A 15,053-nucleotide genomic window follows, 5' to 3' on the forward strand; every position below is an offset into this window, starting at 1 on the left:
CGATCTGCCATGCCCCCTTCGCTGCAACAGCAGCAGGACCGTCAGGCCCGGCATCGCCTGGCGGTCCTGCGCCACGTCGAGGAATTCACCGGGAACGTCGCGCTGACCTGCCGCTACTACGGCATCAGCCGCACCTGCTTCTACAAGTGGCTACGCCGGTACCAGGACGAGGGCCTCGAGGGCCTGCGGGATCGCTCCAGCAAGCCTCACCACTGCCCCCACGCCACCGAGGCCGACGTCGTCAACAAGATCTGCTACCTGCGGCGGCACTACCACTTCGGCCCGATGAAGATCAAGATGTACCTCAAGCGGTACCACGACATCGACATCGCCTGCTCCGCCGTCTACCGCATCCTCAAGAAGCTGGGGATGAACCGCCTGCCGGCCTCCCAGCGCTACAAGCGGCACGACAAGCGCTACACCCGCTACGAGAAGCAGCTGCCCGGCAAACGCGTTCAGATCGACGTCAAATTCATCGAACCGATCGGCCTCCCGGAGCAGGCCCCGGGCGGCGCCAGTGACCGGTATCCCGCCGAAGCGGCGGCGCCGAGCGAAGTACTACCATCATCGCCATCGACGACTGCACCCGGCTGCGAGTGCTCCGGATCTACCCGCGATGCGATCAGAAGACCGCCGTGCAGTTCCTCGACTACGTCCTGGAGCGCCTGCCGTTCCGCGTCGAGGTAATCCAGACCGACAACGGAGCAGAGTTCCAGTCCGCCTTCCACTGGAACGTCCTCGACAAAGGCATCGCCCACACCTACATCAAACCGGCATCACCACACCTCAACGGCAAGGTCGAGCGCTCCCACCGCATCGACGCCGAGGAGTTCTACCGCATGCTCGACGGCGTCGCCATCGATGACACCGGCGTCTTCAACGACAAGCTCCGCGAGTGGGAGGACTACTACAACTACCATCGCCCCCCGGCGCCCTCGGCGGTCAGACGCCCTACGAACGCCTAAGCAGAAGACCCCGACCCAGGTGTAACCAAGCTCCGGCAGATGCACAGCTGGGACACCACGCATTGTTTACCGTCCACAACATCGTGCGGCGGCGTCCACGACAGGACGACAGCAGGCCACAGCTCGGGAGGAGAGCTCACCTGAAGCTGTCCACGGCCCTCCAAGCTGCCCGCGCCACACCCGTTCGGCGTGACGTTCCACTGCTCGGCGGTAGGCCCCGACCCCTCCCCCCGATACCTAACTACTCGTCAGTAGAGTCAGCATTCGTTCGACTAGACCTGACCACACCCTGATCCACATGAGACTCGACATCAAGATCAAAATGTCGCTACAGAGAACATGTCGACTCCCGCCGGGCCCTTGGAAGCGGAACGATGCGAGCCGCCCCGTGCAACCCGCACCATTGATAACATCAGCGCTGTTCAGCGCGTTCTACCCCTGGGCTTCAAGCGAGTTGGGGGGAGTGCCGGGGCAGAAATCGGAGCGCCGTCATAGCCCTTCACCTCGCCATAGCGGGTGCCGTTCCTCCAGTCCTCGCGGAAGCCTGCGACATCCGCTTGGGACCGTCCGATCCAGTTCCAGAACCATTGGATCGCTCCACGTTTCCGCAGGTCAGAGCGTTACGCGTCCCTCAAAGTCAGCAAAAGTCAGCATCAGGGCACCACGGCCACGGGCCTGACCAGGAGTTGCTCGGCATCTCGCCCGACGTGGTTACGACTCCCCACAATTACCCGAGGTAGTCGATTCGGTCTCTCAGCCTCCGTCTCCGGACCAGTCACGGATCAAGCTCCCGCCTGAACAGCGGCAGACTGCAACCCTCTGACAGGAGTGGTGGCTGTCCGCGCAGCACACAGGCCTCCGTCCTTCAGCCGGTGGGCAGGCTTTCGGTCGTCGGGCGGCGGCGGACGCCGTCCGCGGTGAGCTGTACGAGTTCGCGGCGGACGGTGTCGTGGTGGGTGGGGTGGAAGCCGGGGACGGAACCGATGCGGGCGCCGGAGGTGGGGTCCCAGATCTCCAGGCCGGGTCCGCCTGCCGAGTACAGCAGGCCGTCGGCGGCGAAGAACCGGCCTTCCGGGCCTCCGAACGTCGCCGTCTCGTCGGGCCCCGAGCCGTGGACGCCGAGGTCGACCATGCGGGTGACGTCGAAGACGCGGGCGCCGGGGACCACTGCCTCGTCGTCGTCTCCGAGCCCGCCGAGGACGATCCGCGCCTCGTCCAGCCAGACCATGGGCCGGTTCCAGTGGTACTCGCAAGGAGGCAGCCGCCGGAATTCGACGGCGGGCTGCTCGCCGTGCCAGGCGGACTCCCCGTCGGCGAACACGGGTGCCGCCCGGGCTGAGGTGGAGCGCGCCGTGGAAGCTGTGCGCCCAGGCGGCCTCCTTCTCGGACTCCGGCATCAGGAGGACCGGCTCGCCGGTCGCCGGGTCCGTGCCCGCGATCCGGTTCCACCGGGTGCGGTGCAGGACGACGTCGCGGCCGGCGTGCTCGGTGAACAGGAGGGAGTAGGGGACGGTCTCGCTGTGGTACCCGTCGTTCTCCAGGACCGCGGTGACCGCTCCGGTGGTCAGGTCGATCACCTCGCCGGTGCGGCCGAAGTCGACGGCGACGGCGGCGAACCGGCCGTTGCGGGAGGCGTGCAGCCGCAGGGCCTTGTCGTGCCCGTTCCACGGCTCCGCATCGGCCGGCACGCTGACGCCGGTGGTGGCCAGGTGCGTGCAGGAGCCCGCCTCGGCGTCCCACAGCAGGATCCGCCCGTCGGCCGCGAGCAGCAGCAGTCCCCGCTCGGTTGGAGCGAGGTCCAGGACCGTACCCGTGTCCGCGGGGAACGGGACCAGGGGTCCGGCGCCCGGGACGGGGCGGGAGGCATCGATGGTCTCAGGGCGCCCGACGGAGTCGACCACGCTCCCGTACGAGGTGTCCGAACAGTCCTCACAGATGCGGCCGGTGGTGACCGGCCGGCCGTGTTGGGCTTCTTCGCGGCACAGGGCGCATATCCGCTGATGCTCGAGGCCGTGCCCGGTGTAGTGGATGGAGAAGTCGACCTCGTCGGTCGCGGTCCGGATGTGCTCGCAGACCGGGAGGCCGTAGGCGGGGGCGTCGTGGCCGCAGGCGAGTGCCATGGTGGTGTCTCCTCGAAGTGGTGTTCCGGGCGGGTTGCCGCAGGGTCGGCCACCGGTCGTCCCATTCCATCCGACGGAATACTCGATTCCGGCCCGGTGCAGCATGCGGCGGCCTGATCGAACGACTTCCCGCGTCCGTTCGGGCAGAGTCGGGCGCAGACGGGAACCACATGTTCGGACGGGGCAGTTCCCGTCGCGACAGGCCGACGCCAAGCGGATGCCAAGCCGATGCCAGGCGTTCCAGGGCAGGGTGGGAGAGACCTCGGCGGCGGCTGTGGTGGTTCGCCGCGCAGACCGGCCGCGGCCGCAACAACCCCTCCCGCGGGCCCCGGTTCCGGCCGTCGGCCCGAACACCAGATCGGCGGTGCACCCCCGTGCTCCTCACCCTCCCCGTCCCGGCTCCGGCCACCTCATCCGTTCCCGCCGACAGGGTAGGAGCGGTAGCACCTCCGCGCAGCCGCAGGTCCGCACCCGGCGGTTCCCGGCACGGCAGCCCCCGGTGCGGGCCGGTGGGCGTGTTGGTGACCGCCGAGGACGCCTTGACGGCAGAGGGTGCGCGGGCGCGGCTGCGCGACTACGCCGGGCTGCGGCCCCTGCCCGCTGCAGAGCGGCACCGGGCCGATGTGCACCTCGTCTTCGCTGACCGGTTCACCGGCGCCACCTTGGATCTCCTGCGTTCGCTGGCCGCCGACGCGCACGATCCGGGAGCCGGGGCAGTGCTGGTGACGGGCGAGGTCCCCGACCGGTATGTCCTGCCCGCCGTGCAATACGGTCTGCGCAGCGTGGTGGCACGCACCGCAGCGGGATTCGATGCGGTGGCCGAGGCCGTCCGGGAGACGGCCCGGGGCAACGCCGTGCTGCCGTCTGGGATCCAAGGAGCACTCATCGACCAGGTGCTCGGTCTGCGTAGCAGCGTGCTGGAACCCGCCGGGCTTACGTTCTCGGGGCTGGGGATCAGGGAGGTGGAGGTGCTGCGGCTGCTCGCGGAGGGCCTGGACACCGCGGACATCGGGCGCCGGCTGAACTACTCCGAGCGTACGATCAAGCAGGTGATCAGCGGGGTGACGGGTCGGCTGGGCCTGCGCAACCGCACCCAGGCGGTGGCCTACGCTTTCCGGCACGGCGCCCTGTGACCCGGCGGCGCCCGCCGGTCGGGGGGTGACTGGCCGCTCAGGACGTCCGCTTCCGCCAAGAATCGCCCGGCGATGGTCTCCGCGATTACGCCAGTCATTGCATCCGGACCTGGCGAAGCCGGGGCGCGGCCAGCACGCCCCCAACAGTGCGGGATCCACTCGTCCGCGCGTTCGGCAGCACGCCGCGCCTGCGGACCGCCGCGCCCCTAGCATGGGAACTGTGCGATCCATTCTCCCGAAGAACGAGGGCGGCCGCATACAGAGCCTCCTACAGCTCGTCGAGGACGGCATTCACCTCGTCGTTGCGGCGCTCCTCGTACTGCTCGCGGGGCTCCTGACCGTCGGGGTCGTCCAGGACGTCATCAAGTCGATCCAGGGGCCGTACCGTGAGGAGACGATCGTTCTCTCCGCATTGGACAGCAGCCTGGTGCTCTTCATCGTGGCCGAGCTGCTCCACACCGTCCGCCTCACCATCAGGAACCAGACCCTCGACGCGGAGCCGTTCCTCGTCGTCGGCCTGATCGCCGGCGTCCGCAAGGTGCTCATCGTGACGGCCGAGGCGGAGAAGTCCTTCCGGTGGCAAGTCGAAGGGATCGAACTGCTCAGCCTGGCGGGGCTGATCCTCGTCATGGCGACAGCAGTGTACGTGTGGCGGCGCTCGACACGGCCGGGAGACTACTTCACACCCCCGGAGGCGCGACACTGACCGTCGCGGAAGCTGTCACCCACCCCGGTGCGGTTGTGCTGATTCGTCATCTTCCGCAGCCAAGGCCGTTCGCGTCCGCTGCTGCTCGCGAGCAGAGCCCATGTCGCGTTCCAAGGCTGTACGGCTGACGGCCGTCGCAAGGTCCTCCAAGGCTCGCTTCTGCAGTTCCGCCCCGCGCCGCACCACGGGGCTCCGGTCCACAGGGGCGTCCTGCCACGCGTGGAGCGCCTCCTCCACGCGCCCCCAGTCCATATTCCTGTGCTCAAGCACGTCGACCGCCGCCTGCGCGGTGTCCGCCTCCAGGGCCTCGGCAAACCGCTCCGCCTCGGGGACGGGACGGCTGTCGGCCCGCGGGACGTGGCTCTCCATGAGCATCGCCGCCCGGTCGAACCCCTTGAGCGCCTCCTGCGCCTCCTCCGCCTCGCGCGACGTCAGGCCCCTGGGGCGGACCGGTTCCTGCCTCGCCCGGTCGTATGTCTCCTGCCAGGCGGCACGTGCCTCCCTGCTCGCCAGGAGTGCCTTGCGCAGGTCGGCGTGATGTTCCCGGGTCGGTTCGGCGTAGCTGCGGAGCACCGCGGCCGCGTAACGGCCGTCCGCGGCGAGCCAGTCCGCAAGCCGGTCCGGCAGCCGGGGCGTCTCCCATGCGGGGAACACCACGTACGCCAGCATGGCCAGGGCCCCGCCGAGCAGGGTGAGCACCACCCTCTCCGGGACCGTCTGCTCCCATGCCTGGCCGCCCATGCCGAGCAGGAAGACGACGTATGCGGCAGTGAAGCACTGGGAGTATGCGTAGCCGGTACGGTTCAGCGTGTACGACAGGCCCGCCGAGACCACCGCCAGCAGGCCGAACACATGGGCGTCCGGGCCCAGGGCCCGCACCATCCCGGTGGCGAGCGCGACCCCCGCCAGGGTCCCGGCGAAACGGGCCACCGCCCGCGCGTACGTCTGGTGGAAGTCCGGCCGCATCACCATCACCGAGGTGATGGGCGCCCAGTAGCCGTGGCCCACTGGTAGCCGGGCGGCGATCAGGTAGCCGAGCGTGGCCACCGCCGCCAGGCGGACGGCGTGCCGGAACACGGGTGAGTCCCGGCGGAGCTCACGTCGGACCGCCCGGGCCACGACCGGGACCAGCCGGAACATCGTCGGACGCACCAGCAACTGGGCGTCCGCGGGGTTGAGCGGCGTGGGTGTCCTCCCGCGCGTGCCGCACCGGGCGATCTCCAAGGCCTCGCCGAGCAGTTCCACGAGCCGCTCGGCGGCCTGCCGCGCGGGGCCCTCGAGCACCTCGTGCTCCTCGTCGACGCACAGGGCGTCCGTGCTTCCGGGCGAGACCTCGGCGGGAGTGCCGCGGCGGATCGAACGGGCGGCCGCATCCAGGACCTCGGCGGCCGCGTCGAGCAACTCCCTTGCTCGGTCACGCCCGGGCCCCTCCGCCGGGGCGCCGACGTCCGGATCGGCGAGTGCGGCGACGACGGGCCGAATGCGCTCGGCGAGCCCCCGGGGACCGTGCAGTACGGAGGGACGGGTGCGGGCCTGCGACGGCGTCACGGCGGCCGCGTCCCGCGCCGTCATCAACGGTTCCGGGTCGAACGGGGCGGTCGGGTCGTGCCGCAGCCGGCGGGCGTAGTCCGCCACGGCGGCCAGGGCGTCGGCGAGCGCGTCACGATGCGCCCCCCAACGGCGGATCGGGAACAGCAGGATCAGCAGGGCCTGCGCCACGCCCCCGAGCGCGATGATCCCGGCGTGCTCCAGAGCCCGCCCGACGCTCGTGGGCAGGGTGACGGTCACCAGCATGCTGCCGACCGTCGTCGCTGCGACGATCCCGGCGGTCGATCCGACGGCCCACGCCATCCCTGCGGCAAAGGCCCATACGGCCAGCAGTGGGAGGAACATCGCGAGTCGGCCCGCCGCCAGATAGCCTACGAAGGTGCTGAGCGCCAGACCGGCGCCCGCGCCGAGCGCGATCACTTTGCGGGGACGCCAGGTGCGCTGGAAAGTAGCTGCGCCCGCGGAGTAGGCACCGAGGGCGGCGGACGCGGCGTATGCCGGGGAGGCCAGCCACAGCGCCGGCCCGATGACGATCGCCACCCCGACAGCCGTGCGCAGCGCGAGCAGGGGCTCCAGTCGCGCCTCCTCGATCGTGAGCCCGGATCGCACGACTTCCCGTAGGGCCCGCAGCCAGGTCACGAGCAGGAGCCTAGCCCGACCCTCGTGCCGGCTCGTGCGGGCACGCCGACGAGTCCGTTGAGCATGAGGCTGGAGTCCTCGTGGCCCTCGGGGGCGGCGATCGACCGGCGACGTCTTCGGAACCGAACGATCACCGACGCATCTCCGACTCAGGTCACCAGCTGGTCACCGTGGTCGCCTTGGAGCATCTGGCGACGTTCCTTTTCGCGCGTGGAGTAGGCGGCTGCGCGGATCGCCTCGTCGCTCTCCAAACCTGATCCCAGCGCGCCGGCCACCGTGGCGACCGAAGCGACGAACCAGGACAACGTCAAGTACTCCGTGGCGTGCAGCGGGGTTCCTGTCATGGAAGCGAACACTCGGTCGTTGAGGATGAACAGCGCCCACACCAAGTTGATGACCATCAATCCCGCGTAGCAGACGAGCGCCCCGATACCGACGGTGAGAACCGTTGAGGTGTTGTAGAGCCGCGCCCTCTGCCTCGCCTCCGGCGAGCCCTCTGTCGGTCGATGCCACAGCTCCCCGTCCACGATCAGCCAGCCGATCATGAGCCCGACGGACCCGACCATGGCGATCACGAGGCGTGGCGCGCTCAGGGCCCCGGAGAGGCTCCAGGTGGTGGAGTCCAGGGTGCCGATGGCCCCCGTGGCGAGTGCGGCCGCCAGGGCTTTCGACAAGCCCGATACCAACCGCCAGGGCCGGTTGGCGCGGACCATACCGACGAGCACCCGCAGGTAGCCGCGCGGCCCGCTGACGACGTATCGAAGATCGGCAGTCTCCTCGTCACCGACCTGGCCCCGATGGATAGGCGCGAGCCGACCGGCAAAAGGACCCAGAAGCGGCTGACTCGGCGGAAGCCCCTCAGCCCCGGTGGCCTGCGGACCCACCAGGCCGAGCACGGCTTCTTCCACCGCCCGCCGAGCCCTCGTCTGCAGCCGCAAGCCCCCCAGGGAAGGAAGGGACAGCAGCGCCAAGCCGTGTTCGTGGCTCAGATCGACAACGATCTTGCGCCCGTGTGAGTGCAGCGGAAGGTCGGTGAGGGCCACCACGATGTCCCAGTTCTCCGCACTTCCGCGGTCCATGATCCGGCGCATCAAAGTAGGCGGGTCCTCGGACCCTGAGGTGAATGGCTCACTGACCACCTTGACGTCGAACCGACGCCCCTGGCCCGCCTTTTCGGCGAGCCGATCAGGAAGTATCCGGGCGATGCGCTGAGCGATGTCCGTGGGCGCGTCCGGATCCGCCAGGAGAGCTACGACCGTAACGCCCTGCGACGACACCCGCACGACCGGACCATCCTCCTCGGCTGCCCTCCGCGATTGCAGGGGTTCACAGGATGCCCCGGGGTGAAGGCGAAGCCGTGGTGACACGCTGTTCTTACGGGTTGGGCCACCTGTGGGGTCCGACAGGGACAAGGTCAGCGCGAGGGCACGGACCTGCCCGCTACCGGCCGACGTCCTTCGGAGTCGGCGGTGACCAGGTTTCCCCTCCTTTCCCGGTGCTCGTGCACGAGGCGGATCGCCATGGCGCCTTCACCGGTCGCCGAGGCCACCCGTTTCACCGAGCCGCTCCTGACGTCCCCGGCGGCGAAGACCCCGGGCAGGCTGGTCTCCAGCAGCATCGGATCGCGGCCCAGCGAGGCCCACCGGTTCGCGTCGGCCACCGCCCGGGCGTCGGCGCCGGTGAGGACGAAGCCCTTCTCGTCCAGGGCCAGCACGCCCTTGAGCCATTCCGTGCGCGGCCGGGCCCCGATGAACACGAACAGCGCCGCGGCCCGTAGCTCACGGCGCTCATTGCTTGCGTTGTCCTCCACCGTCAGCGACTCCAGCTGCTCCTCCCCTGCGACGCCCCGTACTTCGGTGTGGAGCAGCACCTCGATCTTGGGGTGCTGCTCCACCTGGTCCACCAGGTAGCGCGACATGTCCGCGTTGAGGTCGCTGCCCCGGACGAGGAGGTGGACCCCGGACGCGTGGTGGGCGAGGAACAGCGCCGCTTGCCCGGCGGAGTTCCCGCCGCCGACCACGGCGACCGGGTCCGCCCGGCAGAGGCTGGCCTCGTGGACCGTCGCCGCGTAGTAGACGCTGATGCCTTCCAGGCGGTCGATGCCGGGCACTTCGAGCCTGCGGTACCGCACGCCCGAGGCGAGCACCACGGCGCCGGCCTGAACCCGGGACCCGTCTGCGAAGGTGACGACGTACTCATCGTCCTGCGGGGTGAGCGTGCTGACCTCCGCCGGCACCATGAGGCGGGCGCCGAACTTGTGGGCCTGGAGCACCGCACGTTCGATGAGTTCGCCCCCGGAGATGCCGGACGGGAAGCCGAGGTAGTTCTCGATGCGGGACGAGGTCGCGGCCTGGCCTCCGGTGGCCACGGCGTCGACGGTGACCGTGGTGAGACCGTCGGAGGCACCGTACACGGCGGCGGCGAGTCCTGCGGGGCCCGCACCGACCACCATGACGTCGCAGCGTTCGTTCTCGGGCGAGGGGGCGGGCAGTCCGATGAGCCGGGCGAGTTCGGCGTTGCTCGGATTGCGCAGGAGCCGCTCCCCCTGCCAGAGGACCACCGGTGTCTCCTCGGGACGGATGGAGAACCGGCGCAGCAGCGCCTCGGCCTCCTTGTCCCTCTCCAGATCCACCCAGCGGTGGGGCAGCCGGTTGCGGGCAGCGAACTCGCGCAGCCGCAGGGTGTCCCGTGAGTAGCACGACCCCAGGATCCGGAAGCCTGCACCGAGGCCGATGAGCAGGAACCTGCGGCCCAGGTAGGCGCGGAGGATCAGATCGCCGAGGACGGGGTCGCTGCCGACCAGGGCGCGCTGCCGTTCCACCGGTACGGCCAGGATCTCGCCGGCCTCGCGCACCACGGCGGTGTTGAACGCCGCCTGGCCTTCCAGCAGTCCGAGTTCGCCCAGGAACCTGCCGGGTCCGTGGACCGCCACCGTCCGCTCGTCGGGGCCGCCCTGGTCGTGGAGGATTTCGACGGTCCCGCTGAGGATCGCGAGGAACTCCCGGAACGGCTCGCCCTCGCGGTACAGCACCTCGCCCTCGGCGGTCCTGCGGCGCTCACCGTGCGCAGTCAGGTCCTCGAGCTGCTCCGGCGTGAGGCGGGGGAACGCCCCGTACCGATCAGGTGTCTCGCGGACCGCACCGTTCTCGTGCTCGGCCGTGCTCATCAGACCAGGGCCTCGTGAACGTAGCACCAGCGCCAGTCCTCTCCCGGCTCGAAGGACTGCACGACGGGGTGACCGACGCTCCCCGCATGCCGTCTGGCGTGCTTGAGGGGGGAGGAGTCGCAGCAGCCGACGTGCCCACAGGTGAGACAGAGGCGCAGGTGCAGCCACGGCGAATGCTCCCTGAGGCACTCCTCGCAGCCCTCCGGGGTACGCGGCGTCACTGGGCGCACCATCGCCAGGTGCGGGTCGACAATCGTGGCCATGAGAGTTTTCCTTCCGTAAACGGGCCTGATCGGCCGCGGGCGACGATCTTCCTCAGCGCCGTCGTCCTCACCCTCCCGCAGTGGTCTGCCTGCCCGCCATCGCCTGCTCGACCCACGAGCGCAGGACGTGAGCGGGTGCCGCGCCGGCCTGCCGGGCGACCGTCTCGCCCCGGTCCAGGACGAGCAGGGTCGGCACCGCCTGCACCTCGAACCGCCGACTGAGCCGTGGGTTCTGGTCGACGTCGACCTTGACGAGCTTGATCTGTCCGGCGAGGTCCCGGGCGACCTGTTCGAGGGCTGGGCTGACCATGCGGCAGGGGCCGCACCAGGTGGCCCAGAGGTCGACGACGACGGGCACCGTGGCGTTGTCGGCGACCTCGGCGAAGTCGCCGTCGCCCGCGTCGACGACCCAGGGCAGGGGCTGCTTGCAGTGGCCGCATCGGGGCCGTCCCTCGGCGGCCACGGGAATCCGGTTGCCGCGACCGCAGTTCGGGCAGGTCACCGTGGTCGTCCGGGTGGTGTTCACGCCGCCCTCGCTTCCCGGTCGTCCTCCTGCTGGTCGTAGGTGACCACCAGCTCTCCGTGCTCGGCGTCGACGCGCACCGTCGCACCGTCCTGGACGTCGCCGCGCAGGAGGGCGCGTCCGACCAGCGTCTCGACCTCGTGGGAGATGTAACGCCGCAGCGGCCGGGCCCCGTACACCGGGTCGTAGCCCTGATGGGCGATCACCACCCGTGCAGCGTCGGTGAGTTCGACGGATATGCGGCGCTCGGCGAGCCGCCGCCGCAGCTCGTCGAACTGCAGCTCCACGATCCGCTCGATCTGCCGCTCACCGAGCGGCTTGAACAGCACGATGTCGTCGACGCGGTTGAGGAACTCCGGGCGGAAGTGCCCGCGCAGCTCGCCCATCACCAGGGCGCGGGCGTCGGGCTTGATCTCACCCTCGGCGGTGGCGCCGTCGAGGAGGTGCTCGGAGCCGATGTTCGACGTCATGATGATCACGGTGTTGCGGAAGTCGACGGTGCGGCCCTGGGCGTCGGTGATGCGACCGTCATCGAGGATCTGCAACAGCGTGTTGAAGACATCGGTGTGCGCCTTCTCGACCTCGTCGAACAGGACGACCGAGTACGGCTTGCGGCGCACGGCCTCGGTGAGCTGGCCGCCCTCCTCGTAGCCGACGTATCCGGGCGGTGCGCCCATGAGCCGGCTGACGGTGTGCCGCTCCTGGTACTCGCTCATGTCGAGGCGGACCATGTTCTCCTCGGAGTCGAACAGGGTCCGGGCGAGGGTCTTGGCCAGCTCGGTCTTCCCGACGCCGGTGGGGCCGAGGAAGATGAACGAGCCGATGGGACGGCGAGGGTCGCGGATGCCGGAGCGGGCACGGATGATGGCGTCGGTGACGAGCTTGACCGCCTCGTCCTGGCCGATGACGCGCTCGCGCAGGATCTCGTCGAGGCGCAGCAGCTTCTCGCGTTCGCCCTCCTGGAGACGGGCAACGGGGACGCCGGTCCAGGCGGCAACGATCTCGGCGATCTCCTCCTCGGTGACGACCTCGCGCAGCAGCCGGTTCTGACCTTGTTTGGAGGCGAGTTGCTCCTCCTCCGCGGCGAGTCGGCGCTCCAGGTCCTGGAGGCGGCCGTAGCGCAGTTCGGCGGCGCGGTTGAGGTCGTAGGCGCGTTCGGCCTCCTCGGCATCGTGGCGGACCTGTTCCAGTTCCTGGCGCAGTTCCTGCACGCGGCGGATCGCCTGCCGTTCGGCCTCCCACTGGGCGCGTTTGGCGTCGGCCTCGCCGCGCAGGTCGGCCAGTTCCCTGCGCAGCTCCTCCAGGCGTGTCTTGCTGGCGGGGTCGGTCTCCTTGGACAGGGCGGCATCCTCGATCTCCAGCCGCGTGACGCGGCGGGTGATCTCGTCGAGTTCGGCGGGCATCGAGTCGATCTCGGTACGCAGTCTGGCGCACGCCTCGTCGACGAGGTCGATGGCCTTGTCGGGCAGGAACCGATCGGTGATGTAACGGTGGCTGAGGGTGGCTGCGGAGACCATCGCGGTGTCCTGGATCTTCACGCCGTGGAAGACCTCGAGGCGTTCGCGCAGTCCGCGCAGGATGGAGATGGTGTCCTCCACGCTGGGCTCCTCGACCAGGACCTGCTGGAAGCGGCGTTCGAGGGCGGCGTCCTTCTCGATGTGCTTGCGGTACTCGTCGAGGGTGGTGGCGCCGATCATGTGGAGTTCGCCGCGGGCCAGCATCGGCTTGAGCATGTTGCCCGCGTCCATGGCTCCTTCGGCGGCGCCTGCGCCGACGACGGTGTGGAGTTCGTCGACGAAGAGCAGGATGCGCCCTTGGGCGGCCTTCACCTCGGACAGTACGGCCTTCAGGCGTTCCTCGAACTCGCCGCGGTACTTGGCGCCGGCGACCAGGGAGCCCATGTCCAGGGCGAACACCGTCCTGTCGCGCAGGCCCTCGGGGACATCGCCGCGAACGATGCGCTGGGCCAGGCCCTCGACGATGGCGGTCTTGCCGACGCCGGGGTCGCCGATGAGTACGGGGTTGTTCTTGGTCTTGCGGCTGAGGATCTGGGTGACGCGGCGGATCTCCGCGTCACGGCCGATGACCGGGTCCAGCCGCCCGGACCGGGCCTCGAGGACGAGGTCGCGTCCGTACTTCTCCAGGGCCTCGTAGGCCACTTCGGGGTTGGCGGAGGTGACGCGCTGGTTGCCGCGGACCTGGGTGAGCGCGCTCAGGAACGAGTCCCTGGTGATGCCGGCCTGTTTGAGCAGTCGCCCGGCGGCAGTTGACGAGCTCTCCTCGGCCAGGGCGAGCAGGAGGTGTTCCACGGAGACGTACTCGTCCTTGAGGCGTTTGGCCTCCCGTTCGGCGGTGTCGAACAGGTGGGCGAGGCGCTGGGTGACGAAGACCTGGCCGGGCGCCGCGCCGGGGCCGGTGACCTTCGGGCGACGGGAGAGTTCCTCGCGCACGGCCTCGCGCAGCCCCTTCGGCTCCTTGCCGGCCTGCTCCAGCAACCGCGGGATCAGGCCGTCCTCCTGATCGAGGAGTGCGAGCAGCAGGTGTTCCCCGTCGACCTCGGTGTGCCCCATGCGACCGGCCGCGGTCTGGGCCTCCTGGAGGGCTTCCTGGGACTTCTGGGTGAGACGGTTCATGTCCATGGGGGTGTTTCACTCCTCGTGCCGCGGCCGCGCAGGGCGGCTTCGAGCAGGCTGATGCGGTCGAGCAGGTCGAGCACCAGGCCGATGGATGCGTAGTTGAGGCAGAGTCCGGTGCGCAGCCGCTGGATGCGGGCGAGGACCGCCGGGGCCGTGGGGTCGAACACCAGGTGTCCCGCGGCGTCGCGTTCGGCGTCGATCAGGCCGAGTGCGACGAACCGGCGGATCAGATCGGGGTGGAGGCCCGAGCGACGGGCCACGGCGTCGAGGGAGAGCCTGGGGGCGGGCACGAGCGCGTACCGGACGGCCGTCGAGGCGGTGAGGTCGGCGCCCGTTCGTACCGGACGGTTGCCCGCGCCGGCCCGGCCGGGGCCTGACGCTCCCGCGGGTGGTTCGTTCATCACGTCCTCCTGGGGTCGTACGAGGAGGCGGCGGCGAGCTCCGCGAACAGTTCGCGCTCCCGGTCGCCGAGAGTGGGTGGCACCACGATGCGGAGTTCGGCGTACAGGTCTCCGTCCGCGCCGCGCGGGTTCGGCATGCCCTCGCCGCGCAGCCGCAGCCGCCGGCCGCTGGACGAGCCCGCGGGCACCGTGACCTTGGCCGTGCCGCCGCCGGGGGTGGGCACCGGCACGGTCGCGCCCAGGGCCGCCTCCCAGGGGGTCACCGGGACCTGGACGTGCACGTCGCGGCCGTCCAGCCGGAATCGGGGGTGGGGCTGGATGCGCACGCGCAGGTACAGGTCGCCCGCGGCGGCGTCACCACTGCCCCGGCCGCCCTCGCCCGCCAGCCGGATGCGCTGCCCGGCGGTGACGCCCGGCGGCACGTCGACCTCGTACCGCCGCGGCTGCCCGGTGGGACCGGCGAGCGTGACGGTGCGACGGCCACCCCGGTACGCCTCCTCGACGGTGAGCGCCAGTTCGGCCTCCTGGTCCGCTCCGGGGACGCTCCCTCGGGCGGCTCCGGCTCCGAACATGGAGCCGAGCAGGTCCTCGATGTCGATGCCCTCCGCTCCGAAGTCGTCTCCGAAGCCGGCGTACCGGACCCGAGGGCCGCCCCCGCCTGCGGTCGTCCGACCGCGGAAGCCGCCGCCCGCTCCGGCCGCGACCCGCTCGTCGAAGTCCTCCGGAATCTTGCGGAAGTCCTCGCCGAAGCGGTCGTAGCGGGCCCGGGTCTTGGGATCGGACAGGACGCTGTATGCCTCGTTGAGGTCCTTGAAACGCTCTTCCGCCCCAGGGTCCTTGTTCACGTCGGGGTGGTGCCTGCGGGCGAGTTTGCGATATGCCTGCTGGATCTCGTCCTGACTCGCGGACCGCGACACCCCGAGCACCTCGTAATAGTCCCGCGCCATGACCGG

Annotated in this window: 11 protein-coding genes and 2 pseudogenes; 3 read left to right on the plus strand and 10 right to left on the minus strand. The window is 70.1% G+C overall.

The features are described 5' to 3' along the window. Nucleotides 1-9: 9 nt before the first annotated feature. Nucleotides 10-985, plus strand: a pseudogene (locus JYK04_RS06620) (IS481 family transposase); the annotation flags it as partial. Between the two features lie 402 nt (nt 986-1,387). On the opposite strand, the pseudogene JYK04_RS41055 reads toward JYK04_RS06620, so the two are convergent. Together JYK04_RS41055 and JYK04_RS06625 are read right to left on the minus strand one after the other, a co-directional pair. Next, nucleotides 1,388-1,549 (minus strand): annotated as a pseudogene (locus JYK04_RS41055) (pirin family protein); the annotation flags it as partial. 281 nt (nt 1,550-1,830) lie between these two features. Next, complete coding sequence (locus JYK04_RS06625; protein ID WP_189733863.1) at nt 1,831-2,286, minus strand: hypothetical protein; 456 nt, start codon at nt 2,284-2,286, stop codon at nt 1,831-1,833. Nucleotides 2,287-3,594: 1,308 nt separating this feature from the next. Here JYK04_RS06625 and JYK04_RS06630 point away from each other — a divergent pair. Both JYK04_RS06630 and JYK04_RS06635 read left to right on the plus strand, forming a co-directional pair. After that, nucleotides 3,595-4,218, plus strand: coding sequence for a helix-turn-helix transcriptional regulator (locus tag JYK04_RS06630; protein WP_208809266.1), 624 nt, complete (start codon nt 3,595-3,597; stop codon nt 4,216-4,218). A gap of 211 nt (nt 4,219-4,429) precedes the next feature. Then, complete coding sequence (locus JYK04_RS06635; RefSeq protein ID WP_189733868.1) at nt 4,430-4,924, plus strand: phosphate-starvation-inducible PsiE family protein; 495 nt, start codon at nt 4,430-4,432, stop codon at nt 4,922-4,924. 15 nt (nt 4,925-4,939) lie between these two features. Here JYK04_RS06635 and JYK04_RS06640 read toward each other — a convergent pair whose 3' ends face one another. The 8 genes from JYK04_RS06640 to JYK04_RS06675 all read right to left on the minus strand — a co-directional run bounded on the left by JYK04_RS06640 (nt 4,940) and on the right by JYK04_RS06675 (nt 15,047). Next, nucleotides 4,940-7,111: an FUSC family protein gene (locus JYK04_RS06640; RefSeq protein WP_189733871.1), complete on the minus strand. Its 2,172-nt coding sequence runs from the start codon at nt 7,109-7,111 to the stop codon at nt 4,940-4,942. Between the two features lie 149 nt (nt 7,112-7,260). Next, nucleotides 7,261-8,394 carry a hypothetical protein gene (locus tag JYK04_RS06645; protein ID WP_189733873.1) on the minus strand — a complete coding sequence of 378 codons (1,134 nt, stop codon included), beginning with the start codon at nt 8,392-8,394 and terminating at the stop codon, nt 7,261-7,263. 131 nt (nt 8,395-8,525) lie between these two features. Next, nucleotides 8,526-10,277: an FAD-dependent oxidoreductase gene (locus tag JYK04_RS06650; protein WP_189733875.1), complete on the minus strand. Its 1,752-nt coding sequence runs from the start codon at nt 10,275-10,277 to the stop codon at nt 8,526-8,528. Beyond that, nucleotides 10,277-10,540: a UBP-type zinc finger domain-containing protein gene (locus tag JYK04_RS06655; protein WP_189733877.1), complete on the minus strand. Its 264-nt coding sequence runs from the start codon at nt 10,538-10,540 to the stop codon at nt 10,277-10,279. Before JYK04_RS06655 ends, JYK04_RS06650 begins: the two co-directional genes overlap by 1 nt. A gap of 67 nt (nt 10,541-10,607) precedes the next feature. Further along, the gene (gene trxA, locus JYK04_RS06660; RefSeq protein ID WP_189733880.1) at nt 10,608-11,066 is read right to left on the minus strand and encodes a thioredoxin; all 459 of its coding nucleotides are present in this window, start codon (nt 11,064-11,066) and stop codon (nt 10,608-10,610) included. Further along, nucleotides 11,063-13,702: an ATP-dependent chaperone ClpB gene (gene clpB / locus JYK04_RS06665; RefSeq protein WP_189733882.1), complete on the minus strand. Its 2,640-nt coding sequence runs from the start codon at nt 13,700-13,702 to the stop codon at nt 11,063-11,065. Before clpB ends, trxA begins: the two co-directional genes overlap by 4 nt. Further along, on the minus strand, nt 13,693-14,100 hold the full coding sequence (locus JYK04_RS06670) for a chaperone modulator CbpM (RefSeq protein ID WP_189733885.1): 408 nt from the start codon (nt 14,098-14,100) through the stop codon (nt 13,693-13,695). The genes clpB and JYK04_RS06670 overlap by 10 nt, the downstream gene beginning before the upstream one ends. Further along, a complete protein-coding gene (locus JYK04_RS06675; RefSeq protein ID WP_189733887.1) occupies nt 14,100-15,047 on the minus strand; it encodes a DnaJ C-terminal domain-containing protein in 948 nt (315 codons plus the stop codon). The genes JYK04_RS06670 and JYK04_RS06675 overlap by 1 nt, the downstream gene beginning before the upstream one ends. Between the last annotated feature and the right edge of the window lie 6 nt (nt 15,048-15,053).

This window comes from Streptomyces nojiriensis, from assembly GCF_017639205.1.
Classification (GTDB): domain Bacteria; phylum Actinomycetota; class Actinomycetes; order Streptomycetales; family Streptomycetaceae; genus Streptomyces; species Streptomyces nojiriensis.

Coding starts and splice junctions, on each gene's coding strand:
- JYK04_RS06650 (WP_189733875.1), bottom strand. CDS start 10,277: ATGAGCACGGCCGAGCACGAGAACGGTGCGGTCCGCGAGACACCTGAT.
- JYK04_RS06675 (WP_189733887.1), bottom strand. CDS start 15,047: ATGGCGCGGGACTATTACGAGGTGCTCGGGGTGTCGCGGTCCGCGAGT.
- JYK04_RS06670 (WP_189733885.1), bottom strand. CDS start 14,100: ATGAACGAACCACCCGCGGGAGCGTCAGGCCCCGGCCGGGCCGGCGCG.
- JYK04_RS06635 (WP_189733868.1), top strand. CDS start 4,430: ATGGGAACTGTGCGATCCATTCTCCCGAAGAACGAGGGCGGCCGCATA.
- JYK04_RS06655 (WP_189733877.1), bottom strand. CDS start 10,540: ATGGCCACGATTGTCGACCCGCACCTGGCGATGGTGCGCCCAGTGACG.
- clpB (WP_189733882.1), bottom strand. CDS start 13,702: ATGGACATGAACCGTCTCACCCAGAAGTCCCAGGAAGCCCTCCAGGAG.